Raw genomic sequence first — 21665 nt, 5'->3', positions numbered from 1 at the left:
GATAATTGTCGGGGGTAGTTTAACTTCCCCCCGACTCTAGGCCCTCGTATCCATGGCGAGTGACGCCGGCGGGAGCGACCTCGGCGACCGGATCGAGGACCTCCGGCTGCGCCTCTCGCGCGCGTGGGAACTGCTCCAGGGGTCGACGCTCGACGTCCGCCCGTTCCGCCCGGGCGAGGACGGGCCGCTCGCGTCGTTCGTCGTTCCCGACGACGAGCGCGAGGTCGACCGGTACTGGGTGAACGCCCCGTACGCGTACGTCGTGATCACCTACGACGAGGTCGAGAGCGAACACCGGTACTACGCGGTCGAACCCGAGCTGGACGCGTTCGAACGCGAGCTCCTCGACCGCGTCGTCGACGACATCCGCGACCCACTCTTATACCGCGAGGGGAGCGGCAAGACCGACGAGGAGACGCTCAAGTCGGAGCTGGAGACGCTGTTGGAGGGGTACGGCGTCGAGGCCGAGATGGACACGTTCCACGCGCTCGCGTACTACCTCTACCGCGACTTCCGCGGCTACGGGAAGGTGGACCCCCTCCTGAACGACCGCCACATCGAGGACGTCTCCTGTGACGGCTACGACCTCCCGATCTTCGTCTACCACGACGAGTACACGGACATCGAGACGAACGTCTCGTTCGCCCAAGAGGCGCTCGACAGCTACGTGATCCGGCTCGCCCAGCAGTCCGGCCGGCACGTCTCCGTCGGCGACCCCATCGTCGAGACGACGCTGCCCGACGGGTCGCGCGCGGAGTTGGCCCTCGGCGAGGAGGTGACCCCGCGCGGCTCGGCGTTCACCATCCGCCAGTACGCCGAGGACCCGTTCACGCCCGTCGACCTCGTCGAGTACGGCACGTTCTCGATCGAGCAGATGGCGTACTTCTGGCTCTGCATCGAGCACAACAAGAGCCTCATCTTCGCGGGCGGCACCGCCTCGGGGAAGACGACATCGATGAACGCGGTGTCGATGTTCGTCCCGCCGCGCGCGAAGGTGCTCACCATCGAGGACACCCGCGAGCTCTCCCTCTACCACGACAACTGGCTCTCCGCGGTCACCCGCGAGCGCCGGTACGAGGGGACGGACATCGACATGTACGACCTGCTGCGGTCGGCGCTGCGCCACCGCCCCGAGTACATCGTCGTCGGCGAGGTGCGCGGCGAGGAGGCGATCACGCTGTTCCAGGCGATGAACACCGGCCACACCACCTTCTCGACGATGCACGCCGACTCGATCGAGACGGTGATCAACCGGCTGGAGAACGAGCCGATCAACGTCCCCCGCGCGATGGTCCAGTCGCTCGACATGCTGTCGGTCCAGACGCTCACGCGCTCGGACGACGAGCGAGTCCGCCGCGCGAAGACGATCGGCGAGATCGGCGGCATCGACCAGCGGACCGGCGAGCTCGACTACTCCTCCGCGTTCGAATGGGTGCCGGACTCCGACACGTTCCGCCGGAACGACTCGTCGCTGTTGGAGGAGATCGCGGACGAGCGCGGCTGGTCGCGCTCCGAGCTGCTCCGCGAGGTCCGGCGCCGCGAGCGCTTCCTCGAACTGCTCTCCGCGCTCGGCATCGACGACTACCGCACGTTCACCGCCCTCGTCAACGAGTACTACGCGGACGCCGACCGCGTGATGGAGAAGCTCGACGAGCGCGCCGCCGCGGCCGAGGGCGTCGACGCCGACGACCTCGGGGCGGAGGAGGCTCGCCCCGGCTCGGACGCCTCGGCGACGGGTCCCTCCGACCGATGATCGAGTACCTCCCCCTCGCCGCCGCGGTCGCGGCCTGCCTCGCGCTCGCGCTGCCGCTCGTCGACGACCGCGCGGACCTGTTCGTCACCCGCGTCGCGCTGTCGGCGTTCGGCGACTACGTCGGCGAGGACGAGGCGCGGCGGCAGGCCCAGCGCGACCGGATGCGCGCGGCCCACGTCGCCGGCACCACGCACCGCGTGTACGCCTCGCGGACCCTGCTGTACGCCGCCGTCCTCGGCGTCGCCGGCAGCGTGATCGGCGTGTACGCGGCCGGGGGGTCGCTCGCCGCGCTCGACGTCGGCGAGGCGGCGATCCGCGAGGCGCTCCCGGCTCAGTTCGGGTTCCTCGCGGTCGTCGCGCGGCTGGCCGACCTCGGACTCCTCCGGCTCTTCGTTCTCCTCGCTGTCGTCTCGGCGACCGTCGGATCCGGGCTCGCGCTCGGCGCGTACGTCGCCCGGTGGCAGCTGCTCGACCAGCGCGCCCACGCTCGCGCGGCGGAGATCGACGCCACCCTGCCGCGGACGGTCGCGTTCATGTACGCGCTCTCGCGCTCCGGGATGGCGTTCCCGCGGGTGATGGACACGCTCGCGGAGAACGAGTCGGTGTACGGCGAGGCCGCGACGGAGCTGTCGGTCGCGGTCCGCGACATGAACGCCTTCGGGACCGACGCGCTCACCGCGCTCCAGCGCGTCTCGCGCCGGACGCCCAGCGACGACCTGGCGGACTTCTCGGAGAACCTCGCCTCCGTCCTCGGCACCGGGCAGTCGGTGTCGACGTTCCTCAACGACCAGTACGAGCGCTACCAGGCGGAGGCGGAGGCGAAACAGGAGCAGTACTTAGAGCTGCTCTCGACGTTCGCCGAGGCGTACGTGACCGCGCTGGTCGCCGGGCCGCTCTTCTTCATCACCATCCTCGTCGTCATCGGCCTCGTCTTACAGGACACGATGCCGCTTCTCCGCGTCATCGTCTACCTCGGCGTGCCGCTCGCCACCTTCGGCTTCGTCGTCTACGTCGACAGCGTGACGCAGGGCGTCGGCGGCACCGAGACCGTCGCGTCGTCGTCGTTCGACGACCCGGACACCCCGTCGGTCACCGGGGTGCGCCACGCGACGGACGAGCCCGGCGACCGGGGCGGCTCCCCGCGGTTCGACGGCGGCGCGGCGGCCGGACGCGACGCGGACGCGAGTGCCGCGGACGGGGCCGTCGCGGACCGCTGGGCGGAGAGCCGCGAGCGGCTCCGGGTCTACGACCGGCTCCGCCGAGTGCGAGACCTGCTCGCGTCGCCTGCCGAGACGGTGCTGGCCTCGCCGCGGACGGTGCTCCTCGCCGCGGTCCCGGTCGCGGTCGCCGGGCTGCTCGTCTTCGCGTTCCCCGTCACGCTGGGGACGCCGGTGGAGATGGTCGGGCAGATCGACGGGCCGATCGTCGCCGCGACCGCGTTCGTCCTCGCAGCGTACGCGGTCGCCTACGAGTTCGGCAAGCGCCGGGTCCGGCGGATCGAGTCCGCGGTGCCCGACTTCCTCGACCGGCTCGCCAGCGTCAACGAGGCGGGCACCGCCGTGGTCGGCAGCGTCCGCCGCGTCGCCGACTCGAACCTGGAGGCGCTGACCGAGGACCTCCGGCGGACCCGCCGGGACATCGACTGGGGCGCGGACGTCTCCACCGCGCTGCGCCGGCTGGAGCGCCGCGTCCGGTCGCCGATGACCTCTCGGGCGGTCGCGCTCGTCACCAACGCGATCCGCGCGAGCGGCGACGTGGGACCGGTCCTCCGGATCGCGGCCGACGAGTCGCGCGCGACGTGGTCGCTCCGGCGCGAGCGCCGGCAGGTAATGCTCACGTACCTCATCGTGATCTACATCTCCTTCCTGGTCTTCCTCGGGATCATCGCGGCGCTGTCCGTCTCGTTCATCCCCGCCATCGAGGCGGCCGGCGTCTCGGGGACGGGCGGGAGCCTCCCGGCCGCCGGGACCGGCGTCCCCGGCGGCCCGGGCGGGATCGCGGACGGCATCGGCGACATCAACGTCGACGCCTACGAGCAGCTGTTCTTCCACGCCGCGGCGATCCAGGCGGTCTGCTCCGGGCTGGTCGCCGGCCAGCTCGGCGAGGGGTCGGTGCGGGACGGCGTGAAACACGTCGCGGTGCTGCTCGCGCTCACGCTCGTCGCGTTCGCCGCGATCGGCGCCGTGTGACGGTCCGGTCGGCATATACCCGTCGCGACCGAGGCCCCGATATGGACCCGCAGTCGACCGGCGATCCGCAGTCGACGTACGACCGCATCGCGACGCACTTCTCGAAGACGCGGGAGCACGCGTGGCCCGAGGTCGAGTCGTTCCTGGAGAGCCGGTCGGGCACCGTCGCGCTCGACGTCGGCTGCGGGAACGGCCGGCACACGGAGGCGCTCGCGGCGCGCGCCGAGGTCGCGGTCGGGATCGACCTCAGCCGCGGCCTGCTCGACGAGGCGGTCGCGCGCGCTCGCGACCGGGAATTCGCGGACTCGGCCGCGTTCGTCCACGGGGACGCGGGCGCGCTCCCGGTCCGCGACGACGCGGTCGACCTCGCCGTCTACGTCGCTACGATCCACCACCTCTCCCCGCGGGAGGCCCGCGTCGAGAGCCTGAACGAACTGGCGCGCGTCCTCGCGCCCGACGGGGTCGCGCTCGTCAGCGCGTGGAGCACGGCGCACGACCGGTTCGACCGCGAGGAGGGGTTCGACACGACCGTCGACTGGACGCTGCCGGGCGGCGAGACGGTCCCGCGGTACTATCACATCTACTCGCCGTCGGAGTTCGAGGCGGACCTCGCGGAAAGCGCCCTCGAAACCCGACACGCGGCGGTCTCTAGCGGGAACTGCTACGCTGCGGTCGCGCCCCGAGACGGCTGATTATCACCGCCGATACCGACGGAGGTGGATTAAAGACCCCCTGTCGACCGCGTGATAGTAATGGCCGACACCTTCCTCGAACGGGCCCTGCGTCGGGTCACTCCCGGCGTGCTGGCCCGGAGCTACCTCGCGAAGTTCCTCGTCGCCCTCGTCGTCGTCGTGGTCGCGATCGGCGCCGTCGGGGCGGTCACGTACGCGGAGACGACCGATCAGCTCGAATCGAACGCACAGGAGGACTACACGGCCGTCGCGGAGCTGAGCGCCACCGAAGCCGGCGGCTGGACCGGCGACCGCCGGGCGACCGCCGCGGCGGTCGCTGACAACGACATCTACAGCGAGAACCCGGACGCCGTCGCTGCGTACCTCTCCTCGCATCTGTCCCGGGCGAGCGACGGCGTGCTGGCGTTCCACTACATCGACCCCGACGACGGATCGGTGATCGCGTCGTCCGACGAGGCGGGGGGAGACGCCGACCGGGCCGAGACCCTCACGAGCCAGCCGTGGTTCGACGACGGGCTCCTGCTCGGCGACACGGTCACGACGACGCCGACGTACGAGGTCGACGGGGAGCGCCGGGTCGCCTACGTGGCCGGAACGCCGAAACGAGAGTACGCGGTGATGGAGGTCTCGCTCGACGCGCTCGTCGGCGACTTCCGGCAGCCGACCGACGGCGCGTTCACGACGATCGTGGAAACGGACGGCGAAATCGGCGCGAGCGACCGCGACGGCGTCGCCGGCGAGCGGTACGACGAGGCGGTCCGTTCACAGCTCTTCGACCGACAGAACCCGATCGGGCACGTCTCGTCGACGAGGCTCGGACTCGCGGACGGCGACAGGTACTTCGTCGCCTACGCGCCCGTCCCAACCGAGGCCTGGTACGTCGCGGTCCACGTCCCGCTCTCGGAGGCGTACGCGCTCTCGGGGATGATCGGACGGAACCTCCTCCTCATCGTCGGGGTCGCGGTCGTCGGGCTCGGGCTGCTCGGCGCGACGCTCGGCCGCGGCACCGTCACCGAGCTGAACCGACTCCGTGGGCGGGCGTCGGCGCTGGCCGACGGCGACCTCGACGTCGACTTCCACACGGAGCGACGGGACGAGTTCGGCGACCTCTCCGAGGCGTTCGCGACCATGCGCGACTCGCTGCGCGAGCAGATTCAGTCGGCGGAGACCCAGCGGGAGCGCGCCGAGGCGGCGAAGGCGGAGAGCGAGGCGTTCGCCGAGCGGCTGGAGTCGCGGGCGACCGACTTCGGCGAGACGATGGCGGCCTGCGCCGACGGCGACCTCACCGCGCGGCTCCGCGCCGACCCGGACGACCCCGAGGCGCTCCGCTCGATCGCCGCGGAGTTCAACGACGCCATGGACGAGCTGGAGGCGACGATCGCCGAGGTCGACGCGTTCGCGGTCGAGGTGGCCGAACGGAGCGACGCGGTCACCGACGGCACGGACGAGGCCGCGGCCGCCGGGCGGGAGACGAGCGACGCGGTCGACGAGATCTCCGCCGGCGCGGAGCGGCAGAGCCGCCAGCTGGCCGAGGTGGCCGGCGAGATGGAGGACATGTCCGCGACCGTCGAGGAGGTCGCCGCCTCGGCGGACGAGGTCGCGACCACCTCCCGACAGGCCGACGCGCTAACCGAGGAGGGCCGCGAGGCGGCCGCCGACGCCGTCGCGGAGCTCCACGGGATCGAGGCGCGCTCCGAGTCCGCCGCCGAGACGATCGAGCGGCTCGAGGCCGAGATGGCGGAGGTCGACGCGATCGTCGAGACGATCTCGGAGATCGCCGACCAGACGAACCTGCTCGCGCTGAACGCCTCCATCGAGGCGGCGCGCGCCGGCGAGGCCGGCTCCGGCTTCGCGGTCGTCGCCGAGGAGGTGAAGTCGCTCGCCGAGGAGACGCAGGAGTCCGCCGCCGAGGTGGAGGCGTTGATCGAGAGCCTCCGCGAGCGCACCGACGAGAGCGTCGACGAGATGGCCGCGATCCGCGACGGGGTCGACGACGGGGTCGACGTCGTCGAGGACGCGGAGGACGCGCTCGCAGAGGTCGCGGAGCGGGTGAGCGAGGCCGACGACGGCGTCCAGGAGATCTCCGGCGCGATGGACGCGCAGGCGGAGTCGGTCAACGAGGTGACCGGCGCGGTCGACGACCTCGCGGGCGTGAGCGAGCAGACCACTGCCGAGGCGACCACCGTCGCGTCCGCCGCCGAGGAGCAGGCGGCCACGCTCGGCGAGGTCTCCGAGCAGGCGCACGACCTCCACGAGCGCGCCCGCGATCTGCGGGAGATGACGGAGGAGTTCGAGGTCGACGCCGAGGCCGCGGACGACGGAGTCAGCGGTACGGAGAGCGATTCGATCGGCGGCGCGGACGGCGATTCCGCGCTCGGCGAATCTGACGCCGACGGATCGGTCGAATCGAACGAGTCGGCGTTCACGTTCGGCGCCGACGGGGAGCGGTCGGACGCCCCCGCCAGCACGGACGGCGGCACCGCCGCCGGCGCGAGCGAGACGAGCGATCCGGAGGGCGACGGCTCGGAGGCACGAGAGCGGTCGCTCGACGAGTAGGCGTCGGACAGAAGAGTGACCGTCGTCGCCCGCGACGGCGCGTTCGCCGGTCGCGTCGCGGTCGGTGATTCCCGCGCCTTTCAGTCGGCCATCGTCTCGTGGCGGACGTCATCGTCCTCCGGGAGCGGCGTCACGAGCCGGTACGCCGCGTACAGCCCGAGCACCGCGATGCCCGCCAGCACGAACGCCGTGCGGATCTCCGGCGAGATCAGCGGCGTCGCGACCACGTCACCTGCCTCGTTCGTTATCGGGACCGGACTGTACGGCTCGCCGGCCAGGATCTCGACGATCCCGAGGACGACGATGCCGAACAGCATCAGTCCCGCGCTCAGCGCCCGCGCCGCCGTGTCGATAGTGTCTGTCATTTGCGTTCACCTCTTAGCCGAGCAGGTACCGCAGCTTGGGGTTCTGTTTGACGACCGCCGTCTCCTCGATGAGCGCGTCGAGGCCGTAGTACCGCCCGGCCGCGAGCACGATCACCGTCAGGAACATGAGCAGCCCCATCAGGTCGCTGTTGACGACGCCGTTGCCGAACCCGGCGTTGCCGATCCAGAACAGGATCATGAAGATGACCCCGCCGAACGCGGCGAGCCGGGTCACGGCCCCGGCCATCAGCGCGAGCCCGATCAGCGTCTCGAAGAGGGGCACCCCGGGCTCGATGAGCCACGCGAGGTTGTTCCCCATCCAGACCGGGATCCCACCGAGGGCGGTCCCGCTCATCTGTTGCATGTACGCCGACCCGTAGCTGTACGAGAACCCGCTCTCGATGATCTTCGTGATCCCGGCGTGGAAGAACCACCAGCCGGTGACGACGCGCAGGAACGCGATCCAGTACGTCGCCCATGGTCCGTCCAGCGCGAACTCGGTCTCGCCGACCAGTGGATTGCTAGATTGGTATGACATCGGTGTCACCTCACGGGTGTACGTTCGGTGGGTACACACAAAGGTCCCGAACAGTGTTCTAACCGGCTGAAAAGCGTTCTAACGCGCTGGGAGATGCCCGCAGTATCGTGGCCCTTTAAGTAAAGTGTGGCCGGCGAGCGGTTCGCATCCGTCGACCACCTGCCCGAACACGGAACGCTTATGAAACACGTTGTGCCTACGTGTAGGTGCGTCATCGACCGACGCGAGCGCCGGTGGTCTAGTGGTAGGACCTGAGCCTTCCAAGCTCATGGCCCGGGTTCAAATCCCGGCCGGCGCATTTCTCGAACGTAGTGAGAGAAATCGCCGCGGGATTTGAATCAGAGAGCGAGCGAAGCGAGCGACCGTGGTTCAAATCCCGGCCGGCGCACTCCCTGCGGTCGTGCGCCGCCCGTACTCCCACTCGCTCGCTTCGCTCGCTCGCGGGAGTCCCGGCCGGCGCATTTTCTGACTGACTTCGTCAGTCAACGTCCGCTTCGCTCCGCTCAGCGGACTCTCGAACGTAGTGAGAGAAATCGCCGCGGGATTTGAACCCCATCAGTCGCGCGCAGCGAACAAAGTGAGCGAGCACGTCTGATTCTGGTTCAAATCCCGGCCGGCGCACTCACTTCGTTCGTGCGCCGGCCGACCTCCCGCTCGCTTCGCTCGCGGGAGTCCCGGCCGGCGCATTTTCTGACTGACTTCGTCAGTCAACATCCGCTTCGCTCCGCTCAGCGGACTCTCGACCACTACGAACGAGGAGCGACAGCGACGAGTGAGTCCGGAATCAATCCAACCGCGTTTAGGCCGGAAGTGTGGAGGCCGTCGATCGAACTCTTACTGGACGGCGGAGCTCGACGCGCGGTTGAGCAGGTAGACCATGACGCCGCCGAGCAGGAGGTCGAGCGCGAGGAGTACCGCGATCGCCGGGACGAGCGTGTCCCAGATCCCGCCGAAGCGAGTGACCTCGACGACGGTCATGACGTCCCGGTCGAGCATGAGCGCGCGTGCGGCGTCGACGCCGTAGGTGATGGGGTTGTACGTCGCGACGACCCGAATCCAGTCGGGCATCGCGCTCAGCGGGAGGAAGGCCGTCGAGACGAACAGCAGGGGGAACTGGAGGAGGTTCGCGCCGATGATCGTCGACTCCTGGTCGCGAGTGACAATGGCCATGATGTTCGAGAGCGCGACGAACCACAGCGAGAAGAGGATGCCGACGCCGAGGATGCCGACGGCGCCGAGGAACCCGGTAGCGACGTTCGCGCCGAGGACCGCGCCCAGCGCGAGGATGATGCCGATCTGGACGACGATCCGGAGGATCTCGGCCGCCGTCTTGCCGAGGAACATCGCCGCACGGCTCATCGGCATCACGAGCGTCTTCTCGAACATCCCCTCCTCCATGTCGTTGACGAGGCCGATCCCCGACCCCGCGGCGGCCGCCAGCGACACCTGCATCGCGATGGCCGGCAGGAGGAACGTCTCGTAGGTGATACCCCCGGCTCCGCCGCCGAGCGCGCTCGTCGCGATCTGCCCGAACACCTGGGTGAACAGGACCAGGAAGATGATCGGCTGGACGAGCGAGCCGACGACGACGAACGGGTTGCGCATCGCCTTCCGGTTCCAGCGGACGAAGTTCACCCAGAAGTCGCTGAGGAAGGAGTTACTCGACGGCGTCGCGCGGACGTGTCCGCCGTCGGCGTGGACCCCGTCGGCAGCCTCTCCCCCCGACCCCTCGTCTCCCGACGCCTCGCTCATTCGGCGGTCACCTCCGGTTCCGTCACGTCGCCGGGGTCGGCCGACCGCTCTTCGGAGTCGAGTTCTTCCCCGGTGATCGCGAGGAAGACGTCGTCGAGCGTCGGCGCGCGGATGTTGAACCCGGTGACGGCGATCCCCGCGTCGCGCAGCGCGACGAGCAGGTCCGTCCCGTGCTCGCGGGCCCGCTCGGCGGTGACGCTGATCCCGTCGTCGGTGACGGTCACGTCCGCGTCGGCGTCGAACACGTCGCCCCCGCGGGCGATCTCGGCTGCGCGTTCGCGGGCGTCCTCCCCGGCGGGGACGTCGACGTCGAGGATCTCCCCGCCGACCCGCCGTTTCAGCTCCGCCGGCGAGCCGGTAGCGACGATTTCGCCGTCCATGATGACGGCGATGCGGTCGCAGAGCTGGTCGGCCTCTTCGAGGTACTGGGTGGTGAGAAACAGCGTCGTCCCTCGCTCGTTGATGCGCTCGAAGTACTCCCAGAGCCGGTTGCGCGCCTTGGGATCCAGCCCGGTCGTCGGCTCGTCGAGGAAGACGAGCGGCGGGTCGTGGACGAGCGCCGTCGCGGCGTCCAGGCGCTTTTTCATCCCGCCGGAGAACTCGCCGGCCTGCTTGTCGCCCACGTCCGCCAAGTCGACCAGATCGAGCAGCTCGTCGATGCGCTCGGCGCGCTCGCCCTTGGGGACGCCGTAGGCTCGCGCGGCGAACCGAATGTTCTCGCGGGCGGTGAGCTCCTCGTCGACGCTGGTCTCCTGTGCCATGTAGCCGATCGTCTCGCGGACCCTGCGCGGCTCGTCGCGCACGTCGAACCCGTTGACCGTGATCGACCCCGCGGTCGGGGACAGCAGCGTCGAGAACGTCTTGATCGTCGTCGTCTTCCCGGCGCCGTTCGCGCCGAGGAAGCCGAAGAACTCGCCCTCCGGAACTGTGAGGTCGATCCCCTTCACCGCCTCTGTCCCGTCGGCGTAGGTGAGCGCCACGCCGTCGGCGTCGATGGCGGCGTCGCGCCCGTCCGTCCGTCGCGTGTGGTCGGTCACGGGAGTCGTTGTGACCGCGGACACGTAGCCTGTGCCCTAATTTGTTCGGGGTTTCATACGGGAGGTGCGTCGGAACTCCGCGATGAGGTGGTCCTGCGCGCGACGCAGTCGCTCGGAGAGGGACGCGGATGAGACCCCGAGTTCGTCTGCCACATCGGCCATCGTGGCGGTCCGCGGCGTGTCGAAGTAGCCCATCTCGTGGGCGGTGACGAGCACCTCCCGCTGGGGGTCGGTCATCTCGCGCGGCCAGGAGCGGCCGGCGGTCCCGAACGGACCGGTCTCTCCCCCGGCCGACCCGTCGTCGGTCTCCACGAGGCGGTCCAGCCGGAGTTCGTAGTCGTTGGACCGGCAGAACGCCCGGAACTGGTCGAACTCGTCGCGGTCGGCGAACCAGCGCCGCTCCTCCCACCCGCCCGGCGTCGCGAGCACCCGGTCGGGGATCGATCCGTTGTCCGCGAGCAGTTCCATGTCCGCCGGCGGATCGCCCGTCGGGCGACAGCGGTAGCGCCGCGTCGTCCCGTCGGCGACGACCAGCGAGTGGTCAGTCACCGAGTCGGCGCCGGCGAACGCCGCGTCGGCCGCGTCGCCGCCGGCGTCGGCGACCCGCACGATGAACGTCGGCGCGCCGGACGGACGCACCTGAACCGACTCGAACTCGACGGTCGCCTCGGGTATGGCCGCCGCCACGTCGGCGAGCGGTAACTGCTCGGAGGTCATCCGGAACTCCGCGATCAGTCCCATAAGGGTCGAAGGGCGGACGGACGCTTAGCGCTGGCGGGAGGAACGAGCCGTCGCGGAACGGTCGTCGGGGCCGTCCGGCTGTCCGACCGCGTCTTGACGGGGCGGTCCGATTAGTCGTCGTCCGCGGCCGGCGCCTCGACGTTCTCGGCCTCGGGAGGCTCTCGCGGGCCGCCCGCGTGTCCCTCGTGGGCGACGGCGGTCGCCATGAGGTGCGGCGGGATGGCGGGCACCTCGTCGTCGCCGACGGGTCCGTTGCGTGCGATCTCCTCGGTCGAGCGCGGGAACTCGCGGATCTCCTTGTGGATCGCGAGCCCGGCCTTCGCGCCCTGCCCCATCGCGACCGGGACCTGGTTGTGGCCGGGCGTGATGTCGCCGACCGCGAACACGCCGTCCTCGCTGGTGCGGCCGTGGTCGTCGACGTCGATGGTGCCGTCGTCGTTGAGCTCGCAGCCGAGCCCCTCGGCCAGGACGGTGTTGTAGTCGGAGCCGTACATCGCGAAGCCGCCGCGGTACTCGCGGCGCGTGCCGTCCGCGAACTCCAGCGCCTCCAGCCAGCCGGAGTCGGGGTCGTTCTCGACGCCGGCGACCTCCTCGTGAACCACGTCGACCGGGTGCGCCTCCAGCTGTGCGGCGGTCTCCTCGCTCCACGTCGGCTCCGCGCCGCGGGTCAGGACGTCCACGTCGTCGGTGACGTTGAGCATGATCATCGCGACGTGGGCGGCGGCCTCGCCGTGACCCATCACGTACACCGGCTCGTCGGCGAACATGTAGGCGTCGCAGTGGAGGCAGTAGTGGAGGCCCTTTCCCGTCCGCGGCAGGGGCGGGTCGGGACGCTCGTCGGAGAAGCCGGTCGCGAGGACGACGCGGTCCGCGAGGAGTTCGGCGTCGTTCGTCGAGAGTCGGAACCGGTCGTCGTCGGTGCGCTCGACGTCGGTGACGAAGCCGCGCTCGAACGTCCCGCCGTACGACTCCACCTGCTCGCGGCCGGTCGCGAGGAACTCGTTGCCGGAGACGTCCTCGGTGACGCCGATCACGTTGTGCGTGTCGGCCATCATCGCCGCGCGCCCGCCGCCGCGGTCGATCAGCACCGTCTCGTGGCCCAGTCGGGCCCCGTACAGCGCGGTCGTCAGCCCGGCCGGCCCGCCGCCGACCACCGCGATCTCGTACTCGTCGTCGGACGAACTCATTGTCCGTGGTACGAGATGCGCCGGTTTAAATGGCGCCGTGCTGTGCGCGGCGGGCGACCAGCCACACCGGCCGGGTGCGTCCCTGCCGCCTCCGACTTGGGGCGTCGTCGCGATCCGACCGCATGCCCGGAAATTTATTGGTCCGTACCGCGTTCGCTCGGTCAGTGCCTTCCCGTCTCGCCTTCGCCGTCGGCCTCCTGCTCGTCGGCATCGTCGCCGACGTGGGAACGACGTACGTCGCCCTCACCGGGAGCGAGTACGTCGAGGGGTCGCCCGTCGGCCGGCTGTTCATCTCCCGGTTCGGCCTCCTCGGCGGGATGCTCCTCACGAAGGTCGTCGGCATGGCCGTCATCGGCGTCCCGGTCGCGGTCGCCGGCGGCACGCGGCGGTTCGTCGCGACCCTGATGTGCGCCGGCGTCGGCGCCCTCTCGCTGGCGGTCGCCGCGCGGAACCTCCTGTTCGTCGCCGGGCTGTGGCCGTGACGTTCGCCCCACTGTACAGTGACCGCAGCGTCGTCCTCGACCGCGCGACCCCAGTCATTTTGCCGCGTCGGTGACACCGATCCGTATGTCACGCGAATCCGCTCCGGCCCCGTCCCCGCCGGAGACGAGGCGCGAGGTCGTCACGGAGACGCTCCACGGGGTCGACGTCGACGACCCGTACCGCTGGCTCGAAGGCGGCGGCGAGGCGGTCCGCGAGTGGGTCGACGCGCAGAACGCCCACGTCGATGAGGCCCTCGACGACGCCCTCCGCGACCGGCTCCGGCCTCGCTTCGAGGACCTCGTCGAGGTGGCCGACTACGGTCCGATCGCCGTCCGCGAGGGGCGGTACTTCGCGACGGTCCGCGAGCTCGGGGCCGACCACGCCCGCCTCGTCGTGCGCGACGCGCCCGACGGCACGGACCGCGTCCTCGTCGACCCGAACGCGTGGACGGCGAACCGGGACGACGACCGCCCGCCTAGGTCGATGGCGTGGTACGTCCCGTCGCACGACGGCGAGCGCGTCGCCGTCGGCGTCACCGAGGGCGGCGACGAGAACTACGACGTGCGCGTCCTCTCGGTGCCCGACCCGAGCGAAGCGGGGCCGGCCGCCGAAGCCGACGACCCCGAGGCCGCGGGGGACGACGGCTACGGCGCCGGCGTCGAGGAGGTCGCGGTCCTCCCCGAGCGCGGGCGCGTCAACGCGGGGAGCCTCGCGTGGGAGGCGGACGGCGGGGGGTTCGTCTACGTCGCCACCGGCGGCGCGGCCGACGGCGCGCAGATGGACAAGGAGATCCGCCGGTTCCGGCTCGGGGACGGCCCGGACGAGGAGGCGGTCCTGCTCGAACACGACGACCGGCACGTCTGGCCGCGCGTGACGGTGGACCCCGACTCGGGGCTGCTCGCGGTCGCCTTCTCGGAGATGGTCGGCGGCACCGAGTGGTACGTCCACGTCGACGGCGAGCTCCGCCCGGTCCTGACCGACACCGACGCCGAGACGTCGGTCCGGTTCCAAGACGGGACGGCGTTCGTCACGACCGACCGCGACGCGCCCCGACGGCGACTGCTCGCCTGCTCGGTCGACCGCTTCCGCGAGGGCGACCTCTCGTTCGACGAGTGCCGCGAGGTGCTCCCCGAGGGCGAGGGGATCCTCCAGTCGGTCGTGCCGACCCCGGAGCGCCTCCTCGTCCACCGCCAGCGGGACGCGCACTCCCGGCTCTCGGTCCACGACCGCGACGGGACGCACCTGCGCGACGTCTCGCTCCCGTCGTACTGCTCCGTCACGTGGGTCTCGGCCGCGCGCGACGCGCCGGAGGCGTTCTTCGGACTCACCGGCTTCGACCGCCCGCCGGCCGTTCGTGGGCTCGACCTCGACGGCGACGCGGGCGGCGGGGATCCGGGCGCCGAGGACCCGCCGGACCTCCCGTCGACGGAGCTCGACTCGGTCGACATCCACGCCCCCGACGACCTCGTCGTCGAACAGCGGTTCGTCGACTCGACGGACGGCGCCGAGGTCCCCGTCTTCGTCTGCTACCGCGAGGGGGCGGACGTCGCCGTCGACGGCGCGCGCCCGACGTTGTTGTACGGGTACGGCGGGTTTCGGAACAGCGTCACGCCCTCGTTCGGCCGGTTCCGGCTGCCGTTCCTCGCGGATGGCGGCGCGTTCGCGGCGGTGTGCGCCCGAGGCGGGTACGAGTACGGCGAGCCGTGGCACGAGGCCGGCATGCTGGCCGACAAGCAGCACACCTTCGACGACTTCGTCGCGGCCGGCGAGGCGCTCTGCGAGTCGGGGCTCACCGACGCGGACCACTTGGCGGTCGCCGGCGGGTCGAACGGCGGGCTCTCGGTCGGCGCGGTCGTCACCCAGCGGCCGGACCTGTGGGCGGCCGCGCAGTGCGCGGTCCCCTTACTGGACATGCTGCGGTTCCACCGGTTCCTGCTCGGCGAGTCGTGGACGACGGAGTACGGCCACCCGGAGGACCCGGAGGCGTTCGAGTACCTCCGCGAGTACTCCCCGTACCACAACGTCGACCCGGAGGCGACGCACCCGCCCGTCTACTTCACCACGGCCGCGAGCGACACGCGCGTCCACCCCTCGCACGCCCGGAAGACGACCGCGCGGCTCCAGAACGAGGCGGACGGCGGGCCGTTCCTGCTGCGGACCAAGTCCGAGACCGGTCACGGGGTCGGCAAGCCCGCGTCGATGATCGTCGACGAGCAGACGGACTCGTGGGCGTTCCTGTACGAGCGGTTGGGGGTCGAGGTCGGGAACGACGCGGAAGGCGACGTGGACGACTCCGGCCCCGACCGCGACGGCGCCTGATCTACTTGCCTTCGTAGAGGCGCTCCGCGGTCGTCTCGGGGAGGCCCGCCTCGCGGACCGCCTCGGCGACGCGGTCGACGTCGTACGCCACGCGGTGCGTCTCGACCGCGTCGGTCCCCTCGGCCGTCGTGTCGAGGACGGCGTAGCCGGCACGCGGGTCGCCGTCGCGCGGCTGGCCGACGCTCCCCGGATTGAGGACGAACCCGCCGGCCACCCCCCGGAGTCCCTGAACGTGGGTGTGGCCGAGGACGATACCGTCGTACTCGCCCATGTGGCGGTCGAGGGTGGGGAACTCCTCCGGGTAGACGTAGGCGTCCTCGCGCTCGGCCGCGGGGTGCGAGTGGACGAGCAGGTACCGGTCGCCCGCGAACGTCTCCGCGCGCGGGAGGGCGCCGATCCACTCGCGCTGGTCGTCCGAGAGGGACGCCTTCGCGCGTTCGAGGCCCGCCTCGGCCATCCGGTTGGCGGCGTAGCGCTCCGGGCTCTCGACGGTGCGGTCGTGGTTCCCGCGCACCGTCGCGGCCGCGACCTCGCGCACGCGCTCGACGCACTCGGCGGGCCAGGGGTTGTAGCCGACCACGTCGCCGGCGCAGTAGATCCGGTCGACGGCGGGCATGTCGTCGAGCACCGTCTCCAGCGCGGGGAGGTTCGCGTGGACGTCCGAGATGAGGCCGATCTTCATCGAGTGATCGTTCGACCGGCGGGAGGGAATAGATTGTGGCGAGACGGTTCGTTGGACGGGTGACCGGGCGTGGGGTTTCGAGAGAAGTTTAAATAACGATCCGCGTTGGCGCGTGCCTCCGAGTGGCCGCCGAAGGCGGCCGCGAGGAGCGCGCGCGAGGGAGTCGGCCGACCGCAGGGAGGCCGACGAGGCTGGGGAGGTGAGAGGTGCGGTGCTGTGCGGGGCGGGGTGGGACTCGAAGGGGCAGTCGCGAGGGCGGCGCAGGCGACGTAAGCACTGGAGGGAGTGAGCGAAGCGAACGACCGAAGCGCGCAGCGAGCGTGCGCCGCCCTCGCGACTGGGGCTTCGGCGGTGTTCACCGCCGATCTGTATTCGAATATTTATAAGCGAGCGACTGGGGCTTCGGCGGTGGTCACCGCCGATCTACTGTCAGTCGTTTATAAGCGATCGACTGGATCCTCGACGGGATTCCGTTTCAATCCTTACGCCTTCACTTTCTCGCGGAAGCGCTCGCGGACCTTCTCGACCTTCGGCTGCGCGTGCATCGTACAGTAGGCGTCGGCCGGGTTCTTCTCGAAGTAGTCCTGGTGTTTCTCCTCGGCGCGGTAGAACGTCCCCAGCCGCTCGACTTCGGTGACCACGTCGTCGTCGTAGCCGCCCTCCTCGTCGAGCGCCGCGATGTACTCCTCCGCAAGCCGGCGCTGCTCGTCGTCGTGGTAGAGCACGATCGACCGGTACTGACTGCCGACGTCCGGGCCCTGCCGGTTCAGCTGCGTCGGGTCGTGGACGGTGAAGAAAATCTCCAGGATGTCCTCGTAGGAGAGCGCGTCGGGGTCGTACTCGACCTGAACGACCTCGGCGTGGCCCGTGTTGCCGGAACACACCTCGCGGTAGGTGGGGTCGTCGGCGTGGCCGCCGGCGTAGCCGGAGGTGACGCTTTCGACGCCGTCGAGTTCCTTGAACGCCGCCTCGACGCACCAGAAGCAGCCGCCGCCGACCGTCGCGGTCTCGGTGTCCGTCATAGCGACGCGTAGGCGTCGCAGACGTATTAATCACGCGTGGCGCGAGACGTGAGGGTGGACTGGTTCGATTATTTATAACTGGTCGATGCCGGATCGACGGCGGACACCACCGAAGCCCCAGACGCTCGGCGATATGGCAGTGATTCTTATAAATAACTGATCGACACGAACACCACCGAAGCCCCAGCCGTGAGGTGCGCGCACACTCGCTGTGCTCCTCACTCGGTCGCTCACTCCGTTCGCTCCCTCGTTGCGGTGCTTGCGTCGTCTGCGCGCACCTCACGGCTGCCCCTTCGAGTCCCACCCCGCACCGCACAGCAACCGCACCTCACGCCTCCCCAACCTCGTCGCTGGCAACCTCCGCTTCGCTCCGGGTGCCAGCGACTCCCTCGCGCGATGCTGCTCGGCCGCGAGGCGGCCTCGCAGGCGCGCGCCACCGCAGATTTATTTATAAGCGATCGTCCGCCCGTCCGGGACCCGTCCCCGAACGCGTTCGCCCGGCAACCCTGCGGTCGAACGGTAGACCTTTGCCGTCTCCCCCGCCAGTTCGCGTATGGTCTCGCTGGGACTGGTGGTGGCGCGGTTCAACGACTCCGTCACGGAGCCGATGGCCGAGGCCGCCCGGGAGGCGGCCGCCGACCGCGACGCCGTCGTCGTCGACGAACTGAGCGTGCCGGGCGCGTACGACAGCCCGCTGGCCGCGGACCGGCTCGCGCGGCGCGAGGACGTCGACGCGGTCGCGGTCGTCGGCGCCATCGTCACCGGCGACACCGACCACGACCGCGTCATCGCGAACGCGACCGCCGAGAAGCTCACGCAGGTGAGCCTCGACCGGGACACGCCGGTCACCTTCGGCGTGAGCGGCCCCGGAATGTCCGGCGCGGAGGCGCGCGAGCGGATCGACAAGGGCGCGGACGCGGCCGAGGCCGCGATCGACCTCGCGGAAGCGCTCGACTGACCGAAACACGACCGACTACACACGACACATGAGCGACGCATACGACTTCTCGGAGCGGATCGGACGCGTAGAGCCCAGCGCGACGCTGGCGATATCGAACCTCGCGGCGGAGAAGGAGGCGGAGGGCGCCGACATCGTCGACCTCTCGGTCGGCGAGCCCGACTTCGACACCCCGGCGAACGTCGTCGAGGCCGGCAAGGAGGCCCTCGACGCGGGCCACACGGGATACACCTCCTCGAACGGGGTCCCCGAGCTCAAGGAGGCCATCGCGGCGAAGCTCCGCGGGAACGGCGTCGAGGCCGACGCCGACGAGGTGATCGTCACCCCCGGCGGCAAGCAGGCGCTGTACGAGACGTTCCAGACGCTGATCAGCGAGGACGACGAGGTCGTCCTGCTGGACCCGGCGTGGGTCTCCTACGAGGCGATGGCGAAGCTCGCCGGCGGCGACCTCTCTCGCGTCGACCTCGCGCCGCACGGCTTCCAGCTGGAGCCCGCGCTCGACGAGCTCGCCGAGACGATCTCCGACGACACCGCGCTCCTCGTCGTCAACTCCCCGTCGAACCCGACGGGCGCGGTGTTCTCGGATGCCGCGCTGGAGGGCGTCCGCGACCTCGCGGTCGAACACGACGTCGCCGTCATCTCCGACGAGATCTACGAGCGCATCACGTACGGCGTCGAGCCGACCTCGCTCGCGAGCCTCGACGGGATGGCCGACCGCACCGTCACGGTCAACGGCTTCTCGAAGGCGTACTCGATGACCGGCTGGCGGCTGGGCTACCTCCACGCCACCGACGAGTTCGTCGGCGAGGCGGGCAAGCTCCACTCCCACTCCGTCTCCTGCGCGACGAACTTCGTCCAGCGCGCGGGGATCGAGGCCTTAGAGAACACCGAGGAGTCGGTCGAGGAGATGCGTGCGGCGTTCGAGTCCCGCCGCGACCTCCTCGTCGACCTGTTCGACGAGCACGGCGTCGACGTCGACGTCGGCGACGGCGCCTTCTACATGATGATCCCGGTCGATTCGGACGACCAGGCGTGGTGCGAGCGCGCAATCGAGGAGGCGTCGGTCGCCTGCGTCCCCGGCAGCGCGTTCAACGCCGACGGCTACGCGCGGATCTCCTACGCCGCGAGCGAGGAGCGCCTGCGCGAGGCGGTCGACCGGCTCGTCGCGAACGACCTGCTTTGACATCCTCCCACGACTGAAGCCGTGGGATTCCTCTCGCGGGATATTGACTATGCCATCTCCCCGGAGGCAATTTTCCCGTCTCTGTCGACGGTACTCCGGTCTGTGCGCGCTTCTTTGGGACTGTCGTGAGGGTGTGGTGTCCCCGACCAGTCGTGGTCGTCCCACTCGAATCGCACGGGCCGTGCCATCGGCCTGACTTCTTGCTCCGTCTGCCGCTCGAGGAACGTCTTTGACGCCGTGAGATCCGCGTGTCCCTCGAACCCGCACGGACACGTCAGCGTCTCCTGATGTCGTGTGGTTCGCTCCGTCGACCCACACTGCGGGCACTCCTGACTCGTCCACGCTTCCGACCGCATCTCCACCGAGATCCCGTACTCTTCGGCGGTACAAGCAAGTCGGTCCACGAATTTCCTGAACGCCCAGAAATTGTGCGTCTTAGCGTTCGCCTCGACCGACCAGTGCGTCTCTAGCACGCTGGTCAGGTCACCGATATACACTGTGTCGACACCCTCGGCGTACAGCCGTTCGATCACGTTGCGACACAGCGCTGCTTGCGCGTGATCGCGGCGCCGAGTGCGTTTGCGATACAGCCGACGGATGCGCTTGCTGCTGTGTCGACCTGCTTCGAGTTTAGCCTGTAACCGGGCGATTTCTTGTGTCGTCTCGCGGAAGCGAGCGAATAGGTCGCGACCCTCGTAGAGATACTGTTCGCCGGTCGTCGTGGTACAGGCGACGAGATTGTTCGCACCGATATCCAGAGCGGCCGTTTCACCAGCCAGTGGAGTCGCCCGTGTCTCGTCAGAAACAGTCACGGGCTGCGAAGCTCGGAAGGTGTTGTCGGTCTCGTCATACCACAGGTCCAACCGGCCCTGTTTCTCGTAGTAGGGCCAATTGGGGTCGCCAGCGATCTCGAGCCGAAAACGGCCGGTGTGGTCGTATCTGTCTTTCAATTCGCTCCCAACCAGTATCTCCAGTCGGGAGCGCTCGCCCCATTCGGCGGTGTACGACGTGTTGCGAATGACGGTCTTGAGTTGACGACCGTCGTCCTCGTTGCCACGGAATCCCGGCGGTTCGGGGTGGCTCGTGACGGAGGTGTTCGAGGCGTCGTGGTACTGCTCTTTCAGACGGAAAAACGCTCGCCACGCTTCGCTGTTCGTCCGGATTACCTGTTGGGCGGTGGACGCACCGAGAACGCCTTTGTACTTGCCCTCAAGGTGGCCCGTATCGGCGCCCCACACGTCGCCTTCGAACCCCTCTTCGTCGTTGTACCGCATGAGGCGCTGATAATTGACTTCGTTCCAGAGAGCAGCGGAAGCGTCCAACAGGTCTCGCAGCAGCCGCTCTCCGTCCTCGGAAAGCGGACGTACTGCGAACGTGTTGGTACGCTTCACGACGGTAAGTTATTATACTTTTAGTCTTAAAGTCTTTTTGTCATGCGTCCAAACATAGATATTTCACACACGCTTGGTGGGCGGATCAAAGACTACGCGGAAGCGAACGAAATGGGACTCTCAGAGGCATACACCGAAGTGCTAGAGGCAGGATTGGATGAATTGGAGAGTTGAATATCCAGCAATAGCGTAGTTCGCACGTGCTACAGTAATTGTCGGATTCGCCCCACGACTAAAGCTGTGGGCTCTCTCCTTGCCTACCCGTAGGCGGACTCCCCGACGGTTTTTGTCCTCGCGCCCCGCACCACCCCTGTGAGCGACTCCGACGAATCCCCGATCACCGACGCGGAGCGGGAGGCCCTCCTCGACCGCGTGAACAGCCAGGGCGCGACGATCGGTGCGAGCGTCCCCGACGAGGTTGAGATCCACGGCGAGGCGGTCGACCTCTCCGCGTTCATCGTCGAGACCCGGAAGGTCGACACCGTTCCGCCCGCGCTCGACCGGAAGGTAACGGCGGCGCGCGACGCCCTCCGGAGCGAGCGGGAGCGCCGCGTCGAACGGCTGGAGGCCGAACCGATCGACCCGGAAACGGCGGAGACCCTCGCCGAGGAGGTGATCGGCATCGACCGCGCGCTCAACGCCTTAGAGGGGATCCGGCACCCGGGGTTCGCCGACGAACACCACGCCGACACGCTGGCGGGCCACGAGCGCTGGCTCGCGTTCGTCGACCAGGTGCGGTGACGGTCCCCCGGGACGCCACCGCTCGTCCGCCGGGACGATACCGCTCCCTCGTCGGCCCCCTTCCGAAACCCTTACT

At 69.6% G+C, this 21665-nt stretch carries 18 protein-coding genes and 1 tRNA gene; 10 read left to right on the top strand and 9 right to left on the bottom strand.

Going from position 1 to position 21665, the window contains the following annotated elements; genetic code table 11:
* The first annotated feature begins 52 nt into the window (after positions 1-52).
* The 4 genes from AC4NMM_RS08190 to AC4NMM_RS08175 are packed head-to-tail and all read left to right on the top strand — an operon-like array spanning position 53 to position 7190.
* Entirely contained in the window at positions 53-1753 is a 1701-nt protein-coding gene (locus tag AC4NMM_RS08190) for a type II/IV secretion system ATPase subunit (protein WP_096393164.1), read from the top strand.
* Positions 1750-3942, top strand: a complete 2193-nt coding sequence (locus AC4NMM_RS08185; RefSeq protein ID WP_096393165.1) for a type II secretion system F family protein — start codon at positions 1750-1752, stop codon at positions 3940-3942. The genes AC4NMM_RS08190 and AC4NMM_RS08185 overlap by 4 nt, the downstream gene beginning before the upstream one ends.
* Positions 3943-3983: 41 nt before the next feature.
* Positions 3984-4634 carry a class I SAM-dependent methyltransferase gene (locus AC4NMM_RS08180; RefSeq protein WP_096393166.1) on the top strand — a complete coding sequence of 217 codons (651 nt, stop codon included), beginning with the start codon at positions 3984-3986 and terminating at the stop codon, positions 4632-4634.
* 60 nt (positions 4635-4694) lie between these two features.
* Positions 4695-7190, top strand: coding sequence for a methyl-accepting chemotaxis protein (locus tag AC4NMM_RS08175; protein ID WP_491924044.1), 2496 nt, complete (start codon positions 4695-4697; stop codon positions 7188-7190).
* Positions 7191-7270: 80 nt separating this feature from the next.
* On the opposite strand, the gene AC4NMM_RS08170 is transcribed toward AC4NMM_RS08175, so the two are convergent.
* The gene (locus AC4NMM_RS08170; RefSeq protein ID WP_096393168.1) at positions 7271-7555 is read right to left on the bottom strand and encodes a hypothetical protein; all 285 of its coding nucleotides are present in this window, start codon (positions 7553-7555) and stop codon (positions 7271-7273) included.
* A 13-nt stretch (positions 7556-7568) separates the two neighbouring features.
* On the bottom strand, positions 7569-8093 hold the full coding sequence (locus AC4NMM_RS08165; protein WP_096396094.1) for a DoxX family protein: 525 nt from the start codon (positions 8091-8093) through the stop codon (positions 7569-7571).
* 227 nt (positions 8094-8320) lie between these two features.
* Here AC4NMM_RS08165 and AC4NMM_RS08160 point away from each other — a divergent pair.
* A tRNA-Gly gene (locus AC4NMM_RS08160) sits at positions 8321-8391 on the top strand.
* A 536-nt stretch (positions 8392-8927) separates the two neighbouring features.
* Here the strand turns inward: AC4NMM_RS08160 and AC4NMM_RS08155 are convergent.
* The 4 genes from AC4NMM_RS08155 to AC4NMM_RS08140 all read right to left on the bottom strand — a co-directional run bounded on the left by AC4NMM_RS08155 (position 8928) and on the right by AC4NMM_RS08140 (position 12810).
* The gene (locus tag AC4NMM_RS08155; RefSeq protein WP_096393169.1) at positions 8928-9845 is read right to left on the bottom strand and encodes an ABC transporter permease; all 918 of its coding nucleotides are present in this window, start codon (positions 9843-9845) and stop codon (positions 8928-8930) included.
* Positions 9842-10882, bottom strand: a complete 1041-nt coding sequence (locus AC4NMM_RS08150; protein WP_491924043.1) for an ABC transporter ATP-binding protein — start codon at positions 10880-10882, stop codon at positions 9842-9844. Before AC4NMM_RS08150 ends, AC4NMM_RS08155 begins: the two co-directional genes overlap by 4 nt.
* 36 nt (positions 10883-10918) lie before the next feature.
* A complete protein-coding gene (locus AC4NMM_RS08145) occupies positions 10919-11623 on the bottom strand; it encodes a helix-turn-helix domain-containing protein (RefSeq protein WP_491924042.1) in 705 nt (234 codons plus the stop codon).
* A gap of 110 nt (positions 11624-11733) precedes the next feature.
* The gene (locus AC4NMM_RS08140; RefSeq protein ID WP_096393171.1) at positions 11734-12810 is read right to left on the bottom strand and encodes an NAD(P)/FAD-dependent oxidoreductase; all 1077 of its coding nucleotides are present in this window, start codon (positions 12808-12810) and stop codon (positions 11734-11736) included.
* Positions 12811-12974: 164 nt separating this feature from the next.
* On the opposite strand from AC4NMM_RS08140, the gene AC4NMM_RS08135 reads away from it, so the two are divergent.
* Positions 12975-13292, top strand: a complete 318-nt coding sequence (locus tag AC4NMM_RS08135) for a hypothetical protein (RefSeq protein ID WP_096393172.1) — start codon at positions 12975-12977, stop codon at positions 13290-13292.
* 85 nt (positions 13293-13377) lie between these two features.
* Entirely contained in the window at positions 13378-15612 is a 2235-nt protein-coding gene (locus AC4NMM_RS08130; RefSeq protein ID WP_491924041.1) for a prolyl oligopeptidase family serine peptidase, read from the top strand.
* A gap of 1 nt (position 15613) precedes the next feature.
* On the opposite strand, the gene AC4NMM_RS08125 is transcribed toward AC4NMM_RS08130, so the two are convergent.
* Positions 15614-16294: a metallophosphoesterase family protein gene (locus AC4NMM_RS08125; RefSeq protein WP_491924040.1), complete on the bottom strand. Its 681-nt coding sequence runs from the start codon at positions 16292-16294 to the stop codon at positions 15614-15616.
* A 482-nt stretch (positions 16295-16776) separates the two neighbouring features.
* Positions 16777-17316, bottom strand: coding sequence for a peptide-methionine (S)-S-oxide reductase MsrA (gene msrA, locus AC4NMM_RS08120; RefSeq protein WP_491924039.1), 540 nt, complete (start codon positions 17314-17316; stop codon positions 16777-16779).
* A 553-nt stretch (positions 17317-17869) separates the two neighbouring features.
* Between msrA and ribH the strand changes: the two genes are divergently transcribed.
* On the top strand, positions 17870-18274 hold the full coding sequence (ribH, locus tag AC4NMM_RS08115) for a 6,7-dimethyl-8-ribityllumazine synthase (protein WP_096393176.1): 405 nt from the start codon (positions 17870-17872) through the stop codon (positions 18272-18274).
* Positions 18275-18302: 28 nt separating this feature from the next.
* Positions 18303-19457 carry a pyridoxal phosphate-dependent aminotransferase gene (locus tag AC4NMM_RS08110; RefSeq protein ID WP_491924038.1) on the top strand — a complete coding sequence of 385 codons (1155 nt, stop codon included), beginning with the start codon at positions 18303-18305 and terminating at the stop codon, positions 19455-19457.
* A 47-nt stretch (positions 19458-19504) separates the two neighbouring features.
* On the opposite strand, the gene AC4NMM_RS08105 is transcribed toward AC4NMM_RS08110, so the two are convergent.
* Positions 19505-20848 carry an RNA-guided endonuclease InsQ/TnpB family protein gene (locus AC4NMM_RS08105; protein WP_096393178.1) on the bottom strand — a complete coding sequence of 448 codons (1344 nt, stop codon included), beginning with the start codon at positions 20846-20848 and terminating at the stop codon, positions 19505-19507.
* A gap of 336 nt (positions 20849-21184) precedes the next feature.
* Between AC4NMM_RS08105 and AC4NMM_RS08100 the strand changes: the two genes are divergently transcribed.
* Positions 21185-21589, top strand: coding sequence for a DUF5788 family protein (locus tag AC4NMM_RS08100; protein ID WP_394338336.1), 405 nt, complete (start codon positions 21185-21187; stop codon positions 21587-21589).
* Positions 21590-21665: the final 76 nt, after the last annotated feature.

Source organism: Halorubrum sp. SD41 (genome assembly GCF_058630335.1).
Note: the sequence above shows the minus strand (reverse complement) of the source record. Positions and strands in the feature narration are given on the sequence as shown.

Excerpts from the sequence above, each read along its gene's own strand:
- AC4NMM_RS08190 (WP_096393164.1), top strand. The coding sequence starts at position 53 with ATGGCGAGTGACGCCGGCGGGAGCGACCTCGGCGACCGGATCGAGGAC.
- AC4NMM_RS08185 (WP_096393165.1), top strand. The coding sequence starts at position 1,750 with ATGATCGAGTACCTCCCCCTCGCCGCCGCGGTCGCGGCCTGCCTCGCG.
- AC4NMM_RS08180 (WP_096393166.1), top strand. The coding sequence starts at position 3,984 with ATGGACCCGCAGTCGACCGGCGATCCGCAGTCGACGTACGACCGCATC.
- AC4NMM_RS08175 (WP_491924044.1), top strand. The coding sequence starts at position 4,695 with ATGGCCGACACCTTCCTCGAACGGGCCCTGCGTCGGGTCACTCCCGGC.
- AC4NMM_RS08170 (WP_096393168.1), bottom strand. The coding sequence starts at position 7,555 with ATGACAGACACTATCGACACGGCGGCGCGGGCGCTGAGCGCGGGACTG.
- AC4NMM_RS08165 (WP_096396094.1), bottom strand. The coding sequence starts at position 8,093 with ATGTCATACCAATCTAGCAATCCACTGGTCGGCGAGACCGAGTTCGCG.
- AC4NMM_RS08155 (WP_096393169.1), bottom strand. The coding sequence starts at position 9,845 with ATGAGCGAGGCGTCGGGAGACGAGGGGTCGGGGGGAGAGGCTGCCGAC.
- AC4NMM_RS08145 (WP_491924042.1), bottom strand. The coding sequence starts at position 11,623 with ATGGGACTGATCGCGGAGTTCCGGATGACCTCCGAGCAGTTACCGCTC.
- AC4NMM_RS08140 (WP_096393171.1), bottom strand. The coding sequence starts at position 12,810 with ATGAGTTCGTCCGACGACGAGTACGAGATCGCGGTGGTCGGCGGCGGG.
- AC4NMM_RS08130 (WP_491924041.1), top strand. The coding sequence starts at position 13,378 with ATGTCACGCGAATCCGCTCCGGCCCCGTCCCCGCCGGAGACGAGGCGC.
- AC4NMM_RS08125 (WP_491924040.1), bottom strand. The coding sequence starts at position 16,294 with ATGAAGATCGGCCTCATCTCGGACGTCCACGCGAACCTCCCCGCGCTG.
- msrA (WP_491924039.1), bottom strand. The coding sequence starts at position 17,316 with ATGACGGACACCGAGACCGCGACGGTCGGCGGCGGCTGCTTCTGGTGC.
- ribH (WP_096393176.1), top strand. The coding sequence starts at position 17,870 with ATGGTCTCGCTGGGACTGGTGGTGGCGCGGTTCAACGACTCCGTCACG.
- AC4NMM_RS08110 (WP_491924038.1), top strand. The coding sequence starts at position 18,303 with ATGAGCGACGCATACGACTTCTCGGAGCGGATCGGACGCGTAGAGCCC.